The sequence below is a fragment of the Azorhizobium sp. AG788 genome (assembly GCF_943371865.1).
Lineage (GTDB): Bacteria > Pseudomonadota > Alphaproteobacteria > Rhizobiales > Xanthobacteraceae > Azorhizobium.
Genome location: NZ_CALRWL010000039.1, coordinates 39,980 through 59,269, shown reverse-complemented (window position 1 = coordinate 59,269; position 19,290 = coordinate 39,980). Strand labels below are relative to the sequence as shown.

Below are 19,290 nucleotides of genomic sequence, written 5' to 3'. Positions count from 1 at the left end.
CGTGCCGCGCTCCCTCCCCCCGTGCGGGGGAGGGGTGGGGAGGGGGGTGAAACGCTCTCCAAAGAGAGAGCGTCCTCCCCCATCACATATGAGCAGACCCCAACTGATCGCCCGCTCAGGTGCGCGCCCACTGCTCGCGCAGAAGGGCGGGTGCCTGCTTCGGGTCGATGCCGCGAAAAGTGAGGAACTCCTCATAGATCTTCTGGATCTGGCCGGTCTCATAGAGCGAGTTGATGGCCACCCCGACCCAGTCGCGCCAGGACTTGTCCACATCGCGGCGCACGCCGGCGCTGGTGGAGGCGGCCTTGATGGGCTCCGGCAAGAGCACGGTGCCGCGCTTCACCCGGCTGCGCAGCATCACCAGCGCCGGATGGAACAGCGACACCGCATCCACCCGGCCGGACATATAGGCCGCGCCCACTTCGTCGATATTGGGGAAGCGCTCGATCTTCGCGTTGGCCAGCCGCACGCTCAGATCCCGGTCCGGCGAGGTGCCCAGCACCACGCCGATGCGCACGTCCGGCTTGTCCAGATCCGTCCAGGTCTTGGCGGCAAGGCCGTCGCGGGCCAGGATGCCGAGGGCGTAGTAGAACATGGGCTGCACCGGGAAATCGATGGCCAGCGCCCGCTGCGGGGTGGCATCCATGGCGAACAGCACGTCGAACTGCCCGGCCTGAAGCCCGGCCACCGCAGTGCCCCAGGTGGTTTCCACCGCCACCGGCTTCACGCCCAGTTCCTTGGCCAGCGCGACGCCGGCGCCCCAGCCGATGCCCTTCCATTCGTCGGAGCGCTGATCCTTGTAGAACCACGGCTCGCCGGGCGGGGTGCCGATGCGCAGCTCGCCGCGATTGCGCACCTGCTGCAGCGTGTCCGCGCTTTGCTGCGCCTGCGCCGCCGTGGCGAGGAGCGAGGCGCCGGCCCCGGTCAGCATGATCGCACCCAGCGCCTTGCGCCGTTCCATCTTCGTGTCGGTCATGGGAAGGTCTCCAGCAGCTCAAAAAAGCGTAACATGGATTTCATGCGATGCAATAAAACGCGCGCACGATCCGTGAAATGTAGGCGCCCCGTTGCGCGCCCGTGCCGCTGACGTTTGGTCAGGGGGCAGGGCAGCCGCCTCAGGGCGCGGGGCTGCCGCGCAACTGGTAGACCGCATTCACCCGCGCTTCGATCTCCGGGGTGATGACCACGTCGAGCGTGGCGAGGTTTTCCTCCAGCTGCGCCAGGCTGGTGGCGCCGATGATGTTGGCGGTGACGAACGGGCGGCTGGTCACCCAGGCCTGCGCCAATTGCACCAGGGTCAGGCCGAAATCCGCGGCGATGGCGGCATAATCCTCGATGGCCTCGGCGGTGCCGGGCTTCTCATAGCGGGCGCCGCGATTGAACAGGGCCATGCGCGAGCCGGCGGGGCGGGCGCCGTGGCGATACTTGCCGGCCAGAAAACCCTGGGCCAAGGGCGAATAGGCCAGCAGCCCCACGTCGTCGCGGGCGGCAAATTCCGCCAGGCCGTTCTCATAGGTGCGGTTGACGAGATTGTAGGCATTCTGGATCGAGACGATGCGCGGCCCGCGGCCCAGTTCGGCGTCCAGCAGGAAGCGATGGGCGCCCCAGGCGCTCTCGTTGGACAGGCCGATGTGGCGGATCTTGCCGGCGGCGACCATGTCGGCCAGCACGCCCAGAGTCTCGGCGATCGGCACCTCGGAGCCATCGCCGCCGCCCCGGGCGCGGGCGGTGTCGCCATGGCCGAACAGCGGCACGGAGCGATCGGGCCAATGCAGCTGGTAGAGGTCGATATAGTCGGTCTGGAGCCGCTTCAGCGAGCCCTCCAGGGCCTCGACGATATTGGCGCGGTCCAGCTTGGTGCCGGTGCCGGCGGCGCGGATGTAGTTGGTGTCGCTGCGGCCCAGCACCTTGGAGGCCAGCACCACTTTGTCGCGATTACCGCGGCTCGTGAGCCACTGGCCGATGATGCGCTCGGTGGCACCCTGGGTCTCCGCCTTGGGCGGGATGGGATACATCTCGGCGGCGTCGATGAGATTGATGCCGCGATCCAGCGCGCGATCCAACTGGGCGTGGCCTTCGGCCTCGGTGTTCTGCTGCCCGAAGGTCATGGTGCCAAGGGCGATGGACGACACCTGAATGTCGGTCCGCCCGAGCCTGCGATACTCCAGCATGGACACGAATCTCCGTGAGGACGGCCGGGGCGGCCGCGTTCAGCCGCCGGCAAAAGGTGGGGGCGTTCATAGCAGCCCAGATCGAATTGTGGAATGTAATATTGCTCAGAATGTTTATGTGTAAAGTGGCAACGCCGGCCCCTGCCAAGCGGCCCCGTATGGCCCCCCCCCCCGCGACCTTCAGGCGCCGCCGGTCCCGATCCGCGCTCACGGCAGGGGCGGGACCAGTGCAGCCAGCACCAGCTTCACCTTGGTGCGCAGGGGCAAGGCGTCCGCCGTGGCGCGCTCGAACGCGGCAAAGGATTGGTCGAGCTTGGCGCGCTGCACCTGGCGGTCCGCCTCGGACAGAAAGGCATGGGCGATGGCGTTGTGGGCGAACCGCTTCAGCGACCGATAGCCGAACCCGTAATCGCGGGCGGCGCGATAATATTCATTGCTCAGATCGATGCGTGAGACGCCGGCATCGTCGGTGGCCAGCACCACCGGCACCCCGGCGGAGAGATAGGTGGTGATGGGGTGTTCCTTGCCGCGCACGCCGAGGATCACGTCGCTGGAGGTGAGGGCGATTTCCACGGCGACGCCGCGCGCGCGCATTTCCGACAGCAGGCTGTCCATGCCGCGCTCGAAGCCGATGGCGGTGCCATGGCCGATGCGGCGGGCGCCGGCCACTTCCACCGCCTCGCGGATGTGGAAGTCCATCTCAGCCGGCGGGGTGAGGCCGAGCCACAGTTCGCCCGCATGCAGCGCCACCGGCACGTCGGCGCGAGCGAGGAAGGCGATCCACTTCATGTGGGTGCGATAGTCGCGCAGCGAGACCCGATAATCCTCCGGCCCCACATAATTCAGCCCGGCGACGATGCCGGGCACCGCCCGCACCAGAGCGGCCGCATGGGCGGTCTGGGTGAACACGTCCGCCGGGCTGCCGTTGCGGTTCACCTGCGCCAGGAAGCGGAAGGCGACATTGCAACCGGGCTTGGCCGCATCGCCCTTGCAGTCACGCAAGGCATCGATGCGCGCCACCAGCGCCTTCATCTGCTCCGCCTTGGTGGCCACCGCCTGGCTCAGGCCCGCGCGCTCCAGCGCCGCCAGCATGGCGGCGGGGTCGGTTTCGCTGCCGATGGCCTGGGCCAGCCGGCGGCGATCCTCGCCCTCCAGCAGGGTGACCATGAATTCCGCATATTGGGCGGACTCCGCCTGATATTGCTGGATCTGGTCGAATGTCATGGCGGCGATGGCGGCGGCGGTGCTGTCCCACTCGGAGCCGCCGGTGGCGGCGTTGAACTTGCCGAAGGTGGCGAAGAACTGGTCATGGCCGGAGGGCACCGCCAGCGTCGGCACGAACCAGCGGGTGGAAAGGGCGTTGATCAGTAGGTCATAGGTGGTCTGGCCCTGCCGCCCGGCCACCGCCTCGGCGATGGGCGCCACCGCCGGATCGGTGCCGCAGGGCTGCTCCGCCGTGGCGCCTTCGGGCCGCGGCAGGATGGCCCAGTCCGCGCGGCGCAGGCACAGCCCATCGCGCACCGCCCAGGCCACGAAGCGCTCGGCATAGACCGCGCCGGACAGATGGGTGTGCAGATCGCCGCCCTTGGGCATGCCATGCAGGAAGGCGCGCATGCGCGGGTGGTCGGCCCGCAGGGTGTCGAACTGTCCCGCGGTAAGGGTCTCGGGCAGATCGCGGGTGACCAGCAGCAGGCGGGCCCCCAGGGCCACGACCGCGAGAAGGATGACGGCGATCCAGATGCGACGGCGCACGCGCAGGCCTCCGAGGGGGGAATCAGAGGCCACCCTAGCTTAGGCGTGGGCTGGCGGGAAACCACCTCGCCCCCTCCCGCCGTGCCACAGCGGCGCGGCGGGGGAGGCGCGGCGCGTTCAGGGATATTCGATGCGGATCTGATCGCCCACCATGGCGAACGCGGCTTCCGCGCCGGCAATGGCCAATGCCTCGTCCGCGTCGGACAGCGGCACCGCATCCAGCGCGGCGGTGAAGGTGCGCCAATGCAGGCCGCGCCCGGTGGGATGGCCAGCCAGATGCCGGGCGCCGAAGCTTTCCGACAGATCCAGCTTCGCCGCCGCCTTCAGCAGGAAGGCCGCCCCCAGGTTCGAGCCTTCCACCACATAGAGCCAGCCCAGCGCCGGAGCGATCTGGAGCGGGGCCTCGGCGTGCCCGTCGAGGGTCGGCAGGGGTGTTTCCAGATCGGCGGCATCCTGCTCCACCAGATCGAGTCGTCGGCGCCCGGCCAGATCCGGCAGCAGGGCGGCCAGCGCAGGATTGCGGAACAGCGGGTCCACCGCATGGTGAATCCGGTACTGCAAGCGGACAAACCGGCCGTAATTCGCGCGCGAGGCGAACGGGTTTGCCGCCATGATGCGGGTATCGATGGCCTCATGGGCGGCCTGGGTTGCCGCCTTCATGCGTTTTGCCCGGCTCTCCTCCCGTGGGGAGGGGGCAATCGGAGCATCTGATTGCGCGTGTTCCAAGACGTCCATGGGAAAAATGCTCCTTCAAATTACAATAATTCTACGAATGCAGCGCTCGTATCCTGATGGAGCACGCCATTCGACGGAATAGTCTCTTTGTCAGATATGCCACATCTTGCCGTGATTTGAATACCATGCGCGGTGCAAAAAGAAGCGGCTGCCCGTCTGTGAGGCAGCGCTGAGACGCCATGGGCGCCCGTGCGCCCGCGGTCCGCCGGGCGCCCCGCGCGACGGTAAACTTGCGTCCGCGGCCGGTCATGGCCACTGTCTGGCGATGGACCTGAACGAACGCCAACAGGAGATTCTGGCTGTCGCCCGCGCCTCAGGCCGGGTGATGGTGGAGGATCTTGCCGCCCGCCTCCAGGTCACGCCCCAGACCATCCGCAAGGATCTGAACGATCTGTGCGACCGGCAATTGCTGGCGCGCATCCATGGCGGGGCGGTGGTCACCTCCAGCGTGGAGAATGTGGCCTACGAAGCCCGCCGCCGAATCGCCGATGCGGAAAAGCGCGCCATCGGGCGCGCGGCAGCGGCGCTGGTGCCGGACAATTCCTCGCTGTTCCTCAATATCGGCACCACCACCGAGGAGGTGGCCAAGGCGCTGGCCGACCGGCGCGATCTCCTGGTCATCACCAACAATCTGCACGTGGCCATGCAGCTTTATCCCAATCCCGCCATCCGGGTGATCGTGGCCGGCGGCCAGGTGCGTCATAGCGACGGGGCGGTGATCGGGGCCTCGGCTATCGATCTGATTCAGCAGTTCAAGGTGGATCTGGCCATCATCGGCGCCTCGGCCATCGACGAGGATGGCACGCTGTTGGATTTCGATTATCAGGAAGTGCGGGTCAGCCAGGCCATCATCGCCCATGCGCGGCGGGTGGTGCTGGTGTCGGACCATCTGAAAGTGGGTCGCTCGGCGCCGGTGCGCATCGCCCATATCAAGCAGGTGAACGTGTTCGTTACCGACACCATGGTCTCGCCCAAGCTGGCCGAGGTTTGCCGCACCGAGGGGGTCGAGGTGATCGAGACCGGGGCGGAGCCCGGCGCCTGAAGGCAAAGGGCCCCACCGCCGCGGGAGTCGACGGTGGGGCCGCGAGCGCGCCGGCCGAAGGCGGCGCGCTGGTCGGTGCTGCGGCAGGTCGCCGTCAGATGAAGGCCCGGATCATCGCCGCGGCGATCAGCGCGCCCACCAATGGCCCCACCACCGGGATCCAGGCATAGCCCCAATCGGCCCCGCCCTTGCCGGCGATGGGCAGCACCGCATGGGCGATGCGGGGGCCGAGGTCGCGGGCTGGGTTGATGGCATAGCCGGTGGTGCCGCCCAGCGACAGGCCGATGCTCCACACCAGCATGCCCACCATGTACGGGCCGAGGGTGGGGGGAATGCCACCCGCCATCACCGCCTTGGAGAAGATGGCCGCGACGATGAAGATCAGCGCCACCGTGCCGATGATCTCGCTGATCAGATTGGCCGGTGCGCTGCGAATGGCAGGTCCGGTGCAGAACACCGCCAGCTTCAGGCCCTTGTCCTCGGTCTTGGCCCAGTGCGGCAGATATTGCAGCCACACCAGCACCGCCCCGAGGAAGGCACCGATGAACTGGGCCGGCACATATGTGGGGATCTTGGAATAATCGCCGGAGACCACCGCAAAGCCCAGCGTCACCGCCGGATTGAGGTGGGCATCAGCGCTGCCGGTGGCGATGGAGGTGAAGACCCCGGCCATCACCGCAAAGCCCCAGCCGGCGGTAATCACGATCCAGCCCGAATTCTGCGCCTTCGAACTGTGCAAAAGGACACCGGCCACCACGCCGTTGCCCAGAAGAATAAGCACCATGGTGCCGAGAAGCTCACCCATAAATGGCGTGTGCATGGGACGTCTCCAAAGGTCGTTTCTTATTGGCGTGCTGTGCAATGCCCGCCCCGGCGCCGCTGTGCGGTCACCGGAGCGAGGGGGAATGGCGCGGGGCTCAGTTCGCCCAATCCAGCGAACGCTCCACGGCCTTGTTCCAGGAGCCGTAGAGATGGGCGCGCTGGGCCTCGTCCATGTGCGGATGCCAGCGGCGGTCGACGCCCCAGTTCTGGGTGATGTCGTCGGTGGAGGTCCAATAGCCCACCGCCAGGCCGGCGGCATAGGCCGCGCCCAGAGCGGTGGTCTCGATCACCTTGGGGCGCACCACCGGCACATTGATCATGTCGGCCTGGAACTGCATCAGCAGTTCATTGACCACCATGCCGCCGTCGGTGCGCAGTTCGCGGATGGCGACCTTGGAATCCTTCACCATGGCTTCCAGCACCTCGCGGGTCTGGTAGGCGGTGGCCTCCAGAGCGGCGCGGGCGATATGGCCCTTGTTGGCAAAGCGGGTGAGGCCGCAGATGACGCCGCGGGCATTCTCCTGCCAGCGCGGGGCATAAAGGCCGGAGAAGGCGGGGACGAAATACACATCGCCATTGTCGCTCACCGAGCGGGCGAGCGGCTCGATGTCGGCGGAGGTCTGGATGATGCCCAGATTGTCCCGCAGCCACTGCACCAGGGCGCCGGTAATGGCGATGGAGCCTTCCAAAGCATAGATGGCCTTGGCATTGCCCAGCTTGTAGCCCACGGTGGTGATGAGGCCGCAGGTGGAGGGGAACGGCTTCTCGCCGGTGTTCATCAGCATGAAATTGCCGGTGCCATAGGTGTTCTTGGCTTCCCCCGGATGCAGGCAGGCCTGGCCGAACAGCGCCGCCTGCTGGTCGCCCAGGATGCCCGACAGGACGACGCCCTCCAACGGCCCCTTGCCGGTGCCGTAGGTCTCGGACGAGGAGACGATGCGCGGCAGGCAGGCGCGGGGGATGCTGAACAGTTTCAGGATGTCCTCGTCCCATTCCAGGGTTTCGAGATCCATCAGCTGGGTGCGCGAGGCATTGGTGACATCGGTGATGTGGATGCCGCCATCGGGGCCGCCGGTGAGGTTCCACAGCATCCAGGTATCGATATTGCCGAACAGCGCATCGCCGGAGGCCGCCTTCTCGCGGGCGCCGGGCACATTGTCGAGAATCCAGTGCAGCTTGAGGCCGGAGAAATAGGTGGCCAGCGGCAGGCCGGTCTTGGCGCGCAGGCGATCCTGCCCGCCCTCGGCGGCATAGCGGGCCACCAGCTGGTCGGTGCGGGTGTCCTGCCAGACCAGGGCATTATAGAGCGGCTCGCCGGTCTTGCGGTCCCACAGCAGCGCGGTCTCGCGCTGGTTGGTGACGCCCACGGCTGCGAGATCGGCGGTGGAGAGGCCCTTCTTCTCCAGCGCCTCGAAGATCACGGTGCGGGTGTTGAGCCAGATTTCAACAGCATTGTGCTCGACCCAGCCGGGGCGGGGATAGATCTGCTCATGCTCGCGCTGGGCCACGCTGACGATCTGGCCCTTGCGGTCGAAGACGATGAAGCGCGTGCTCGTCGTGCCCTGGTCGATGGCGCCCACATATTTGCTCATGGTGTCCTCCCAGTTGGTCTTTGCTCATTCCCGGCATTGGGGCCGGTTGTGTCTTACCGGAGCGCGGGCGGTTGCCTGACAGGGGCGATTTCGCCGCGCGTGTGCGTGCGCCGAACGGTGGCGCGCGTTCAGTGGCCTTGCAGGAAGGCGTCGATCTCGGCGGCGGCCTCGGGCGGCAGCTTCAGGCCCAGCTTGGTGCGGCGCCACAGCACGTCGCGGGCGGTGCGGGCCCATTCGACGGTCTTGAGATAGGTCAGCTCCAGCGCGGTCAGGCCGGCGCCGAAGTCGCGGCCCATGTCCTCCACCGAGGCGGCGGTGCCCAGCAGCGTATGCACCCGCGTGCCATAGGTATGCACGAGGCGCGCGGTGCGCGCCCGGCCCAGGAACGGCTTGGCCTTGGCCAAAGCGTCGATATAGCGCTCCACATCCCCGTCCGGAATGTCGCCGCCGGGCAGGGTGCCCTGGTCGGTCCAGCCGGGCTTGAGGCCGGGGATGTAAGGCGCCAGATCGCGCATCACATGCTCGGCGAGCTTGCGATAGGTGGTGAGCTTGCCGCCGAACACCGACAACAGCGGCGCGCCGCCCTCCGGCGCGTCGATGTCGAACACATAGTCGCGGGTCACCGCGGAGGCGTTGATGGAGCCGTCGTCGAACAAGGGCCGCACGCCGGAATAGTCCCACACGATGTCGTCGCGGGAAATCTCGCGCTGGAACCAGCCGTTGATGGAGGTGATCAGATAATCCACCTCGTCATCGGAGATGGAAACATCCTGCGGCGCGCCCTCGTAAGGCACGTCGGTGGTGCCGATGAGCGTCAGATCATCCTGATAGGGAATGGCGAACACGATGCGCTTGTCGTGGTTCTGCAGGATGTAGGCGTGGTCGCCGTCATAGAGCCGGGGCACCACGATGTGGCTGCCCTTCACCAGGCGCACGCCCTTGGCGGTATTGAGGCCGAGGCGATGGTTCAGCACATCCGCCACCCACGGGCCGGCGGCATTGACCAGGATGCGCGCGCGCACCTCGCGGGTGGCGCCCGTGGCATCGGTGAGGGTGGCGACCCACAGATCGCCCTCGCGCCGGGCGCCCTCCAGGCGGGTCCCCACTTCGATCACCGCGCCGCGGGCCTGCGCATCCAGGGCGTTGAGAACGACGAGCCGGGAATCGTCCACGGCGCAGTCGGAATATTCAAAGCCCACCTTGGTGATGGGCTTGAGCGGCGCGCCGCGGCGGTCAGTGGCCAGATCCAGCCGCTCGCAGCCGGGCAGGCGCTTGCGGGGGGCCAGATGGTCATAGAAGAACAGGCCGAGCCGCACCAGCCAGGCCGGGCGCACGGAGACATCGTGCGGCAGCACGAAGCGCAGCGGGCGGATGATGTGCGGCGCCATGGCCAGCAGCCGTTCGCGCTCCAGCAGCGCCTCGCGCACCAGGCGGAACTCATAATATTCCAGATAGCGCAGGCCACCGTGGATCAGCTTGGTGGACCAGGAGGAGGTGTGGGCGGCCAGGTCGTCCTGCTCCACCAGCATGACGGAGAGGCCACGGCCCACCGCGTCACGGGCGATCCCGGCGCCATTGATGCCGCCACCCACCACCAGAATGTCGAACGGGCTGGTCTGCACGCCGCCCTCCCTGTGCCGCTGCTGCGCCTCTGTGCCATGAACGCCGATGACACTAATCATGTTTCATAATCTCTTCATAGTGCGTTCAAAACGAAAATTTCAAGAAAATCCATAGCGGACGATATTGCCCCGCCGCATGAATGAAAGCGTTGCATTGCAGCATGTTTGGCGCGTTCCGGTCTCTGAGCGAGTGGGAAGCGCTGGTTTCGTTTCGGTTTGGCGCATGCTGCACTGCATCGCCCGTGGGGCCGCAAGGGGGCGTTGAAACCGGCGGGTTGTGGATTCACCCATAGCCGTCCCCGAATGCTCAATCGACGCAAAGGTCCTGCTCAGGGTGAATGGGGATCATCAAATCCCGGGTGTCGCAGCCGCATCGACGTGCCGGCCGATCCACGTGGCACGCGTTCGAAGAGGGAACTGGTGCGCGACACCACCTGTCGCCACCGCAGGCCAACAGGCCATAACCAAACGTCCGGGCGACCTCAGCGCTGGATCAGGGCGGGGGGCAACGTCACCCTTTCCAAAGCGGTCACCAACTCATCGCGTGCCGCGCCTCGCCAAGCCGTTGACCCAGGAACAGCTTTCCACGGCGATTGCGCGGTTGCCCCAGTGCCGGCGAGAGGGAATGGCCCGGTCCTCGGCAGGGGTCATCTCGCCGCGTCAGAATTTCACCGTGAAGCTGCCCTTGACCATGTTGTCATAGGCATCCGAGGCCACTTGCCCGTTGTAGTAGAGGCCCAGCGTGGTGTTGGCCGTCACCGCCACGTCGAAGCCGACCTCCAGCAGGGCCGAGTCCTTCGCGACCGGCACGCCGGTGATGGCAAATGAGCTGCCACTGGCGAAGGCCACGGGGACTTCCCCATAGGTATCGCCGAATGCGTGCTGCCAGCCGAGCGTCGCCTTCACCGTCGCGGGGAGCGCGAACAGTTGGAAGCTGCTGGACGCGTGCAGGCCGAGCGTCGTGTAGGTGATCGATTGGTCCACCCCGGAGCCGGTGAGCGCGGAGACGCCGCCCGCTTCCCGGAAACTGTCCGTGTCCACATTTACATAGGCCAGCCCGATGAACGGCTCCAACATGCCGCGGGTGAATGCCATGCGGTAGCCAAGTTCGCCGAACACCTGCCCCGTGCGGGCGGAATAGTCCGCCTCGGCCGGCTGGAAAAAGCCCGGAAAGATGATGCTGCGATGGTTGGAGATGTCGCTCCAGGTGAAGGCGCCGCCGAGCTTCAGGTCGAACGCACCCAATGCCCCGCCGCCATAGACCGCCACGTGGTAATTGTCGCTGGAGCCGGACGAGTTCAGCGCATCCACCGAGAACATGCTGGAGCTGTAGCCAAGCGCGAAACCCACGCGCCAGGAATCGGCGAGCGTTCCGTCATAGCCCGCGAATACGCCGTCGGTGTTGCGCGACAGGCTCGAGGCATTGCCGTTGCCGTCAGTGTGCCCCCACGAGCCGAAGCCCTGGACCCAGAACGCGTTGCCGGTTCCGGCCATGGCGGCCACCGAAGCGCCGGCCGCCGCCGATCCCTCGCCGTGCATGCGATCGAGCAGGGCATTGCGGATGAGGCGGCTGTCGTCCATCAGCACCGTGGTCGTGCTGGCATAGATCTCGCCGGAGAGGGCGTTGAAGGCCTGCTGGGCGCCGGCCACGCTGTTCTGTGCAACGATGGCGCCATAGAGCGCGTTCGATGGCCCGAGCGCCTCCAGCGCACCAGCGGTGGCGATGTCATTCGGGGTCGCGGCGACGGCGGTGAAAGACGTGCCATTGCGGCTGACGTCGAGATAGACGTCGTTGGCATCATAGGCCAGCAGCAGGTCCACGAACGGCAGGTCCTGGGTCGGAGCGGAGAAGGCACCGAAGACACCGCCTGCGGCGGTGAGGATGGTGAAACGGGTGCCCGGAAGATAGGCGCCTGGCGCCTTCGTGACGGCCACGCCGCCGGCGATGCTGGCGCTGCCGGTGATGCTCAGTTGCGAACTCTGGCCGGAGGGCGCCAGCTCCACCTGGAAGGTGCCAGCGGGAGTCTGCACGAAATTGCCGGTGAGTTGCAGCGGACTTCCCGGTGTGCCCGCCTTCAGCGTGCCGGAATTGCTGACGCTGGCAATGGTCCAGGTGCCGCTTGCCGTCCACGCCGCGCCGCTGGCGATGGTGAGCGCACTCCCCCCGCCGAAATTGGTGATGGCGCTGGTCAAGGCGCCGGTGCCGGTAAGCACGACCTGACCTGCGCCGCCGCCGCCATCCAGGCCACCGTTCAGCACCGCGCCGGTGCCGAGCGTCAGCGTGTTCACGCCGGCGCCGAACTGCACCGCCACGCCGCCCGTGCCGGTGATGGTGCCGGTGTTGGTGATGCTCGCCCCGGTGCCGTTGAACAGAACACCGATGACACCGCCGACGGTGCCGCTCGCGCTGTTGGTCAGCACCGCATTGCTGGCGAGCAATGCGCCCGCGATGTCATCGTCGAGGATGGTGCCGGCGTTGGAGACGACGGCGCCCACGCCTGCCTGGACACCGAAGCGCCCCCCTTGCACCAGGGCGCCGGCCGCATTGGTGAGCGATCCGCCGGCCCCCAGATTTACGCCGGTGTCCGAGGTGCCGATGATGGTGCCGCTGTTGACGATGGCGCCGCCGGACACGCCGGACACGCCCGTCGCGTCCGCGATCACCGTGCCGCTATTGGTGAAGCGGCCGCTGGTGACGATGGTGCCGGAGCCGATGATGGTGCCGGTATTGTTCATCTGGCCGGTGTTGGTCACGAGGCCCGTATTGGTCAGCGTGCTGGAATTGTTGAAAATGCCCGCATTGGCCAGGACGCCGCCGTTGGTGGACGGGGTGTCCATGGAGACGAGGCCGGCATTGGCCAGCGTGGCGGCAAGATTAACCTGCACCCTGCCGTTGAGCGTGCCCTGGTTGTTCAGTGTCCCGGCAATGACGATCGGGTTGGTGATGGTGGAATTGGCATCGATGACCTGCGTGGAATCGATGAAACCCACCTGTCGGAAGCCGATGGCCTGAACGGATTCCAGCATGGCGTTGTCGCGCACGATCAGGGTGTTGTTGCCGAGCGACCCATCGGCAATGCCGTTGAGTACGCCGTTACTTTCTATGATCAGCGTGTTGGTGCCGCCGGCGAATTTCACCGCCGTGCCGCCCGCCCCCGATATGGTCCCGAAATTGTCGATGGTCCCCTGGCCTGTCTCGGTGAAGAGCACGCCGATGCCGCCCGCGCCTGTGGCTGCGATGAGGCCGGAATTGGTCAGGGTCGCGGTGCCGCCGGCAACACGCACGCCGGCCGAATTGCCGGACACCGTGCCGGAATTGGAAAGGCTTCCTCCCAGCGCCAGTGCGATGCCGACCCCGGCAAGACCGGCAACGGTGCCGGCATTGATGATGGTGGCGAGCCCGATAGACGTGATGCCGTCCTGCCCGCCTTGGATCACCGCCGAAGCGGCGGTGCTGGACACCACGCCCGCGGACAATGCGATGCCGGTGCCATCGGACCCGTTCGCCATGATCTGGCCGGCATTGACCACGGCGCCCTCGCCGGAAATGCCGGCGCTCACGCCCAGGATACGCGCGCCGGCCAGGTTGGTCACCGCCCCGCCGGACATGGCTACGGTGCCGTCCACCCTGCCGCCATTGGTGAAGGCGCCGGAGGTCGTGAGGCTGCCGCCGCCCGTGAGCGTGCCGGTGTTGGTGAAGATGCCGGCATTGGTGAACAGGCCGGTGTTCTGGAACAGGCCCGAATTGCCGAAGCTGCCGGAATTGGCCAGCGTGCCGCCATTGGTGAAGGTCGAACTGTTGGCCAGGGCGCCGGTACTCGTGAACGTGCCGGTATTGGTCAGGCCGCTCGAATTGGTGAATGCACCGTCGTTCGCGAACGCGCCGGCTGTGGCGAAGGTGCCGGTGTTGACGATGCTGCCGCCATTGGTGGACGCCCCGTTCAGGGCGACGACGCCGGCGTTGAACAGCGTTCCTATGTCCACTTCCAGGCGGCCGGTCAGCGTGCCCGCATTGGTGAGCGTGCCGGCGATGAGCCGGGCGTTGTTGATGGTGGAATTGGCATCCACCGCCTGTGTGGCATTGAGGAAGCCCACATACTGGAAGCCATAGGCCCGCACCGTGTCGAGTTGCGCCGAGCCTGCCACCACCAGGGTATTCACGCCGAGCGTGCCGTCGGCGATGCCGTCGAGTTGGCTGCCGCTCTCCAGGATCAGCATGTTGGTGCCGCCGGCGAACCTCACCGCCGTGCCGCCGCCGCCCGAGATGGTGCCGAAATTGTCGATGGTGCCCTGGGCAGAGCCGGTGAAGTTCACGCCAATGCCCGTGCCCCGGATGATGCCGCGGTTGACCAGCGTGGTCACTCCGCCGGTCAGTAACACCGCCGCCGTACCGCCGGCAATCAAGCCGGTATTGCTGATGCTGCCGCCTAACCCCAGGCTCAGGCCGACGACGGTGCCCCCCGCCAGGGTCCCGGCATTGGTCACCGTGCCGGCACCGTTGAGTTGCACGCCGCTCTGCGCTCCCCGGATGAGCGCGGCAGGATCGCCATTGGTGAGGATGGCGAGAAGAGAATTGGAGGTGATGGCCGACCCGACGGTGGCGACGATCGTTCCGGCATTGGTGATGCGCGTCGCAGAACCGGAAACAGCTTGGCCGGTGGTGGCCGAAATGGTCGCGCCGGCCCGGTTGTCGATCACCCCTGCCGCACTCAGGGTCAGCCCACCAGAGATTCTGCCGGCATTGGTCACCGTTGAGAAGATATTCGAACCCGCAGTGTTCCAGGTGGCGGGATTGTCCACGATGGCAATGGTAAAATTCACTATGTTCGAGTTGGTCATCGTCCCGGAGACGAACTCCACGGTGTTGCTCCCCGCCCCACCATCCACGCGGCCGACAAAGCTCGCCCCCTGCGAGATCTGCAAGAGGTCATTGCCGGACGCGAACTGAACCGCAGTGCCGCGGGTCCCGATAATCGTCCCGGAATTGATTACTGTGTTTGCGGGTGCGCTGGCCAGGCTGGGATCGTCCGTGAAGGCGATGCCCGTCGGGCCGCTGACGATGCCGGAATTGACGATGGTGAGCCCGGCGGCATTTCGATCTCCGGAGATGCCGGCCCTCTCATTGCCGGTGATGGTGCCGGCATTGGAGATCGACGCGCCGCCGTGGCTCCAGACGCCATTTTCATAACCCGATATGACGCCGGAGGCGGTGTTTGTGACGGTGCCGCCGCTGAACAGGTAGACGCCTTGGGACACGCCCGACTGTCCGGTGATCTTACCGCTGTTGGATAAGGAGAGGATGCCGTTGCGTGACCCCACGCCCATATTGGAACCCGAAATCGTTCCGGTATTGGAGACGGTTCCGGCGCCTCCGAAACGAATGCCGTAGGTGCCACCGCCGATGCTGCCTTCATTGATCACTGTCCCGCTGTCAGAAAACTGCACACTCCCGGACAGTCGTCCGGAACTACGGTTTAAGATCAATGCCTTGCTGACGCTTAGTATCGAAGTCAGTCCCGAGATGACGCCCGCATTGTCCACAATGTTCTGCCCAACGGAGACACCCCGCAGAGCAATTCCGGTCGTTCCGCTGATGGTGCCTGTGTTGGCATTGGTGACGCTACCGCCCTGTCCCAGGGAGATACCCGTTCCGCCGATACCCAGGACCCACGTGGAGATGGTGCCGGCGTTCACGACCGTGCCGGTAGCGTTGGCGATGTTCACGGCATTCGAGCTGCCGACGATCCGTGCGGTGGCAGTGGTGTTCAGCACCGTCCCGCCACCAAGCAGCACGACCCCTTGTCCAATATTGCCGATGCTAACGTAGCCGCCCGTAATTGTGCCGGAATTTGTGACCGTTGCCGCGCCGCTGAGGATGTTGACGCCGATCCAGGACCCGCTCCTAATGATGCCTTGATTGGTTATCGCGACTGGTCCGTTAGCAGACCGCATGCCCGCCGTTTTCCCGTAGATCATGCCGGTATTGTCGACCCTGCCGCCGGCGCCGAGGGAAAGCCCATACGCGTAGTTGCCGCTAAGGGTTCCGGCGTTGAAGACAGCGCCCGGCACGTCGAGAACGACGCCGCTCTGTCTGCCCATGATGCGGGAGGCCGAGCCGACGTTTGAAACCGTTCCCGCGGAATGCAGGACGACCCCGGAAGCCAAGCTGGACGTGATGATGCCTGCATTGACCACGGACAGGTCAACGCCCGAGAGGGCAATGCCGAGGGCAAGGCTAATGACGCCTCCAGCCTGGTTCTGTACTGCACCTGAACCAGTCAGCGGCGCCGAGCCGGTGATGCTGCCGCTGTTGATAAGCGTTCCACTATTGGTGAAAACTCCGAACGCGGTCAACGTTCCACTGTTGGACAGCGTGCCCGCATTGGTCAAGGAGAACGACCGTATTCCCGTCAGGTTCAGCGTCGCACCGCTGTCCACTACGGCAATCGCGAATCTGGTGAGAGCCGGCAAGGTGTTGGAGCCGGAGAGAATTTCCACGGTATTGGCCCCGGCGCCGCCATCCACCAAGCCGGCGAAGGTCGCCCCCTGCGAGATCTGCAAGAGGTCATTGCCGGACGCGAACTGAACCGCAGTGCCGCGGGTCCCGATAATCGTCCCGGAATTGATCACTGTGTTGGAGGGTGCGCTAGCCAGGCTGGGATCGTCCGTGAAAGCGATGCCCGTCGGGCCGCTAACGGTGCCGGAATTGACGATGGTGAGCCCGGCGGCATTTCGATCTCCGGAGATGCCGGCCGTGTGAATGCCGGTGATGGTGCCGGCATTGGAGATCGACGCGCGCCCGTGGCTCCAGATGCCATTTTCATAACCCGATATGACGCCGGAGGCACTGTTCGTGACGGTGCCGCCGCTGAACAGGTAGACGCCGTCGGATGCGACCGTCCGGGAGGTGATCCTGCCGCTGTTGGACAAGGAGATGATCCCGCCGCGTGACCCCACGCCCATATTGGAACCCGAAATCGTTCCGGTATTGGAGACGGTTCCAGCGCCTTTGAAAAGGATGCCGTAGGTGAAACCGTTGATGCTGCCTTCATTGATCACGGTGCCGGTGTCAGACTGCACGGTCCCGTCCATTCTCCCGGAATTACGGTTTAAGATCAATGTATTGCTGTCGCTTAATACCGAAGTAAATCCCGAAATGATGCCCGAATTGTCCACAGTGTCCTGCCCAACGGAGCTCCGCCGCAGCAGAATTCCGGTGGTTGCACTGATGGTGCCAGTGTTGGTGTTTGTGACGCTACCGCCCTGTCCGAGGGAGATACCAATTCCGCCGATGCCCACGATCCAAGTGGAGATGGTGCCGGCGTTCACGACCGTGCCGGAGGCGTTGGCGATGTTCACGACGGTGTTGCTGCTGATGATCGATGCTGTGGGAGTGGTGTTCAGAACCGTCCCGCCACCAAGCAGGACGACCCCTTGTCCAGGGCCGCGGAGGAGACCAGCCGCTATTGTGCCGGAATTTGTCACCGTTGCCGCGCCGCTGAGGACGTTGACACCGATCCAGGCCGCGCTCCTGATCGTGCCCTGGTTGGTTATCGCGACTGGTCCATTAGCCGACTGGATGCCCGCCATTTTCCCGTAGATCATGCCGGTATTGTCGACCCTGCCGCCGGCGCCGAGGGAAAGCCCGTATGAGTAGTTGCCGCTAAGGGTTCCGGCGTTGAAGACAGCGCCCGGCACGTCAAGAACGACGCCGCTCCGCCTGCCCATGATGCGGGAGGCGGAGCCGACGTTTGAAACCGTTCCGGCGGAATGCAGGACGACACCGGAAGCCAAACTGGACGTGATGGTGCCTGCATTGACCACGGACAGGTCAACGCCCGAGAGGGCAATGCCGGGGGCGAGGCTGATGACGCCTCCAGCCTGGTTCTGTACCGCACCCGCACCAGTCAGCGTCGCCGAGCCGGTGATGCTGCCGCTGTTGATCAGCGTTCCGCTATTGGTGAAAACTCCGGTCGCGGTCAACGCTCCGCTGTTGGACAGCGTACCCGCATTGGTCAAGGTGGCGAACGAGCGTGCTCCCGCCAGGTTCAGCGCCGCACCGCTGTCCACCACCACAATCCCGAAATTGGTGAGAACCGGCAAGATGTTGGAGCCGGAGAGGATCTCCAGGGTATTGGTCCCGGCGCCGCCATCCACCGAGCCGGCGAAGGTCGCCCCACCGGCAATCTGCAGAAGATCGTTGCCTGCGCCGAAGCGCACGGCCGTGCCGGTGCCGGAGATGGCGCCGCTGTTTGTGAGCGTGTTGCTGAAGGTGCCGGCCGTGTCGGTGAACAGGACCCCCGGACCGCCGGTTGCCGTAATGGTGCCGGCATTGGTCACGCGCGTGGCGCCACCGGAGCCGTAGACAGCGAACACCGTCCCGGTAAGCAGGCCCGTGCTGGCATTTGCGACGCTGCCGCCCGCCTGCAACTTCACCGCACCGTCGCCCGTCGCTCCTCCGGACATGACGCCGGAATTCGCGATCGTGCCGGCGCTGCCATTCACCAGAATGCCATTGGAACTGACGGAGCCTGAGGTTTGAATGACGCCGCCCGCGGCATTTGTGACGGTCCCGCCAGCCAGCAGATTGATCCCCTGCCCAACCCCTGTGATCGTTCCAGAATTAGATATTAATCCGCCGTTGTCTAAATCAACTGCCACGCCGCCCTGTATATTTCCGTTATTTATAATCGTGCTATTCGAAATCAGGTGTACGGAAGAATTTGATGATGAAATATATCCGTTATTCGTAAGCGTCCAGGGCTGAGCGCTTGATCCGACTATTCCATTTGAAGTCGGCACCGCAATGGACTGGCCGCTGGGCAAGATAAAGGGATTGCCAGTCGAATAAGCGTCAAGACTGACAGTGGAGGTGGAGCTTCCGAGCGTGGTCTGAGCGCCTGCCGGGCTGACCAATGTGACACCCAGGCCGACAATGGCCGGCGCCGCCCGCAAGGCGCGGATCGATGTGCTGTTCAGCAATGCGCGAAGGCGGCTGCCATTCGAAGCGCCGACCGGGTGACGAGTTTTTGCGCGTGCCGCGCCGATCATGATCCCACCTGAAAAGCGCGCCAGGACGCGCCACTGACGGGGCGCAGGCATCAAGTCGAGCGCGCGGCGGCGCCGCATGTCAATGGGAGTGGCGCCATTAAAACCTTGGCGCTCGTTGAAATCTGTCGTCGCGAGCAATCAGTACAGGTTCGCAATGGAGAGATACGCGGCAAATGGAGCGCTCGTCTGAGGTGTGATGGTGGGGTGGCATATCAATTTGAATCGACCGTTGCGGCGGTGCCACATCACCCCAGCCTCCCCGTCTTTCGTCCATAGGCAGGCCGACCGCCGTTCCGCGAGGTCATAAGCGGCACGCGCGGGAGATCCTGCCGTTTCGCCTCCATGATCGGGTTTTTGGCGCTCCCGTCCGTGGGAAACGTGATCGCCGTCGACGGGTGGTGGAGGTAACCCGACTGCGGTAGCGCACCACTCAGTCACTGAAACGCATCCCAGGCTCCGAGCGAAAGCTCGGCGCCGTTCTTGTTGCGTGTCTCAGGCCCCTC

General features: G+C 65.4%; 9 protein-coding genes. 1 reads left to right on the top strand and 8 read right to left on the bottom strand.

Annotation, left to right across the window (positions count from 1 at the left end; all coding sequences use genetic code 11):
- Window positions 1–115 precede the first annotated feature (115 nt).
- The 4 genes from AAG816_RS19770 to AAG816_RS19755 all read right to left on the bottom strand — a co-directional run bounded on the left by AAG816_RS19770 (window position 116) and on the right by AAG816_RS19755 (window position 4,658).
- A complete protein-coding gene (locus AAG816_RS19770) occupies window positions 116–976 on the bottom strand; it encodes a transporter substrate-binding domain-containing protein (RefSeq protein ID WP_341991390.1) in 861 nt (286 codons plus the stop codon).
- Between the two features lie 139 nt (window positions 977–1,115).
- The gene (locus AAG816_RS19765) at window positions 1,116–2,168 is read right to left on the bottom strand and encodes an aldo/keto reductase (protein WP_341991394.1); all 1,053 of its coding nucleotides are present in this window, start codon (window positions 2,166–2,168) and stop codon (window positions 1,116–1,118) included.
- 210 nt (window positions 2,169–2,378) lie between these two features.
- A complete protein-coding gene (locus tag AAG816_RS19760; RefSeq protein WP_341991389.1) occupies window positions 2,379–3,923 on the bottom strand; it encodes an adenosine deaminase in 1,545 nt (514 codons plus the stop codon).
- A gap of 117 nt (window positions 3,924–4,040) precedes the next feature.
- A complete protein-coding gene (locus tag AAG816_RS19755; protein WP_341991388.1) occupies window positions 4,041–4,658 on the bottom strand; it encodes a biliverdin-producing heme oxygenase in 618 nt (205 codons plus the stop codon).
- 259 nt (window positions 4,659–4,917) lie between these two features.
- On the opposite strand from AAG816_RS19755, the gene AAG816_RS19750 reads away from it, so the two are divergent.
- The gene (locus tag AAG816_RS19750) at window positions 4,918–5,700 is read left to right on the top strand and encodes a DeoR/GlpR family DNA-binding transcription regulator (protein WP_341991393.1); all 783 of its coding nucleotides are present in this window, start codon (window positions 4,918–4,920) and stop codon (window positions 5,698–5,700) included.
- A gap of 94 nt (window positions 5,701–5,794) precedes the next feature.
- Here the strand turns inward: AAG816_RS19750 and AAG816_RS19745 are convergent, their stop codons facing one another.
- The 4 genes from AAG816_RS19745 to AAG816_RS19730 form a co-directional block, all read right to left on the bottom strand.
- Window positions 5,795–6,520 carry an MIP/aquaporin family protein gene (locus AAG816_RS19745; protein ID WP_341991387.1) on the bottom strand — a complete coding sequence of 242 codons (726 nt, stop codon included), beginning with the start codon at window positions 6,518–6,520 and terminating at the stop codon, window positions 5,795–5,797.
- Between the two features lie 97 nt (window positions 6,521–6,617).
- Window positions 6,618–8,114: a glycerol kinase GlpK gene (gene glpK / locus AAG816_RS19740; RefSeq protein ID WP_341991386.1), complete on the bottom strand. Its 1,497-nt coding sequence runs from the start codon at window positions 8,112–8,114 to the stop codon at window positions 6,618–6,620.
- A 128-nt stretch (window positions 8,115–8,242) separates the two neighbouring features.
- Window positions 8,243–9,736, bottom strand: coding sequence for a glycerol-3-phosphate dehydrogenase (locus AAG816_RS19735; RefSeq protein ID WP_341991385.1), 1,494 nt, complete (start codon window positions 9,734–9,736; stop codon window positions 8,243–8,245).
- A gap of 660 nt (window positions 9,737–10,396) precedes the next feature.
- Window positions 10,397–18,925, bottom strand: a complete 8,529-nt coding sequence (locus AAG816_RS19730) for a hypothetical protein (protein ID WP_341991384.1) — start codon at window positions 18,923–18,925, stop codon at window positions 10,397–10,399.
- Window positions 18,926–19,290: the final 365 nt, after the last annotated feature.

What these genes read in the sequence shown, in the direction of transcription:
- AAG816_RS19770 (WP_341991390.1), bottom strand. Translation starts at nt 976, where the DNA reads ATGACCGACACGAAGATGGAACGGCGCAAGGCGCTGGGTGCGATCATG.
- AAG816_RS19755 (WP_341991388.1), bottom strand. Translation starts at nt 4,658, where the DNA reads ATGGACGTCTTGGAACACGCGCAATCAGATGCTCCGATTGCCCCCTCC.
- AAG816_RS19745 (WP_341991387.1), bottom strand. Translation starts at nt 6,520, where the DNA reads ATGCACACGCCATTTATGGGTGAGCTTCTCGGCACCATGGTGCTTATT.
- glpK (WP_341991386.1), bottom strand. Translation starts at nt 8,114, where the DNA reads ATGAGCAAATATGTGGGCGCCATCGACCAGGGCACGACGAGCACGCGC.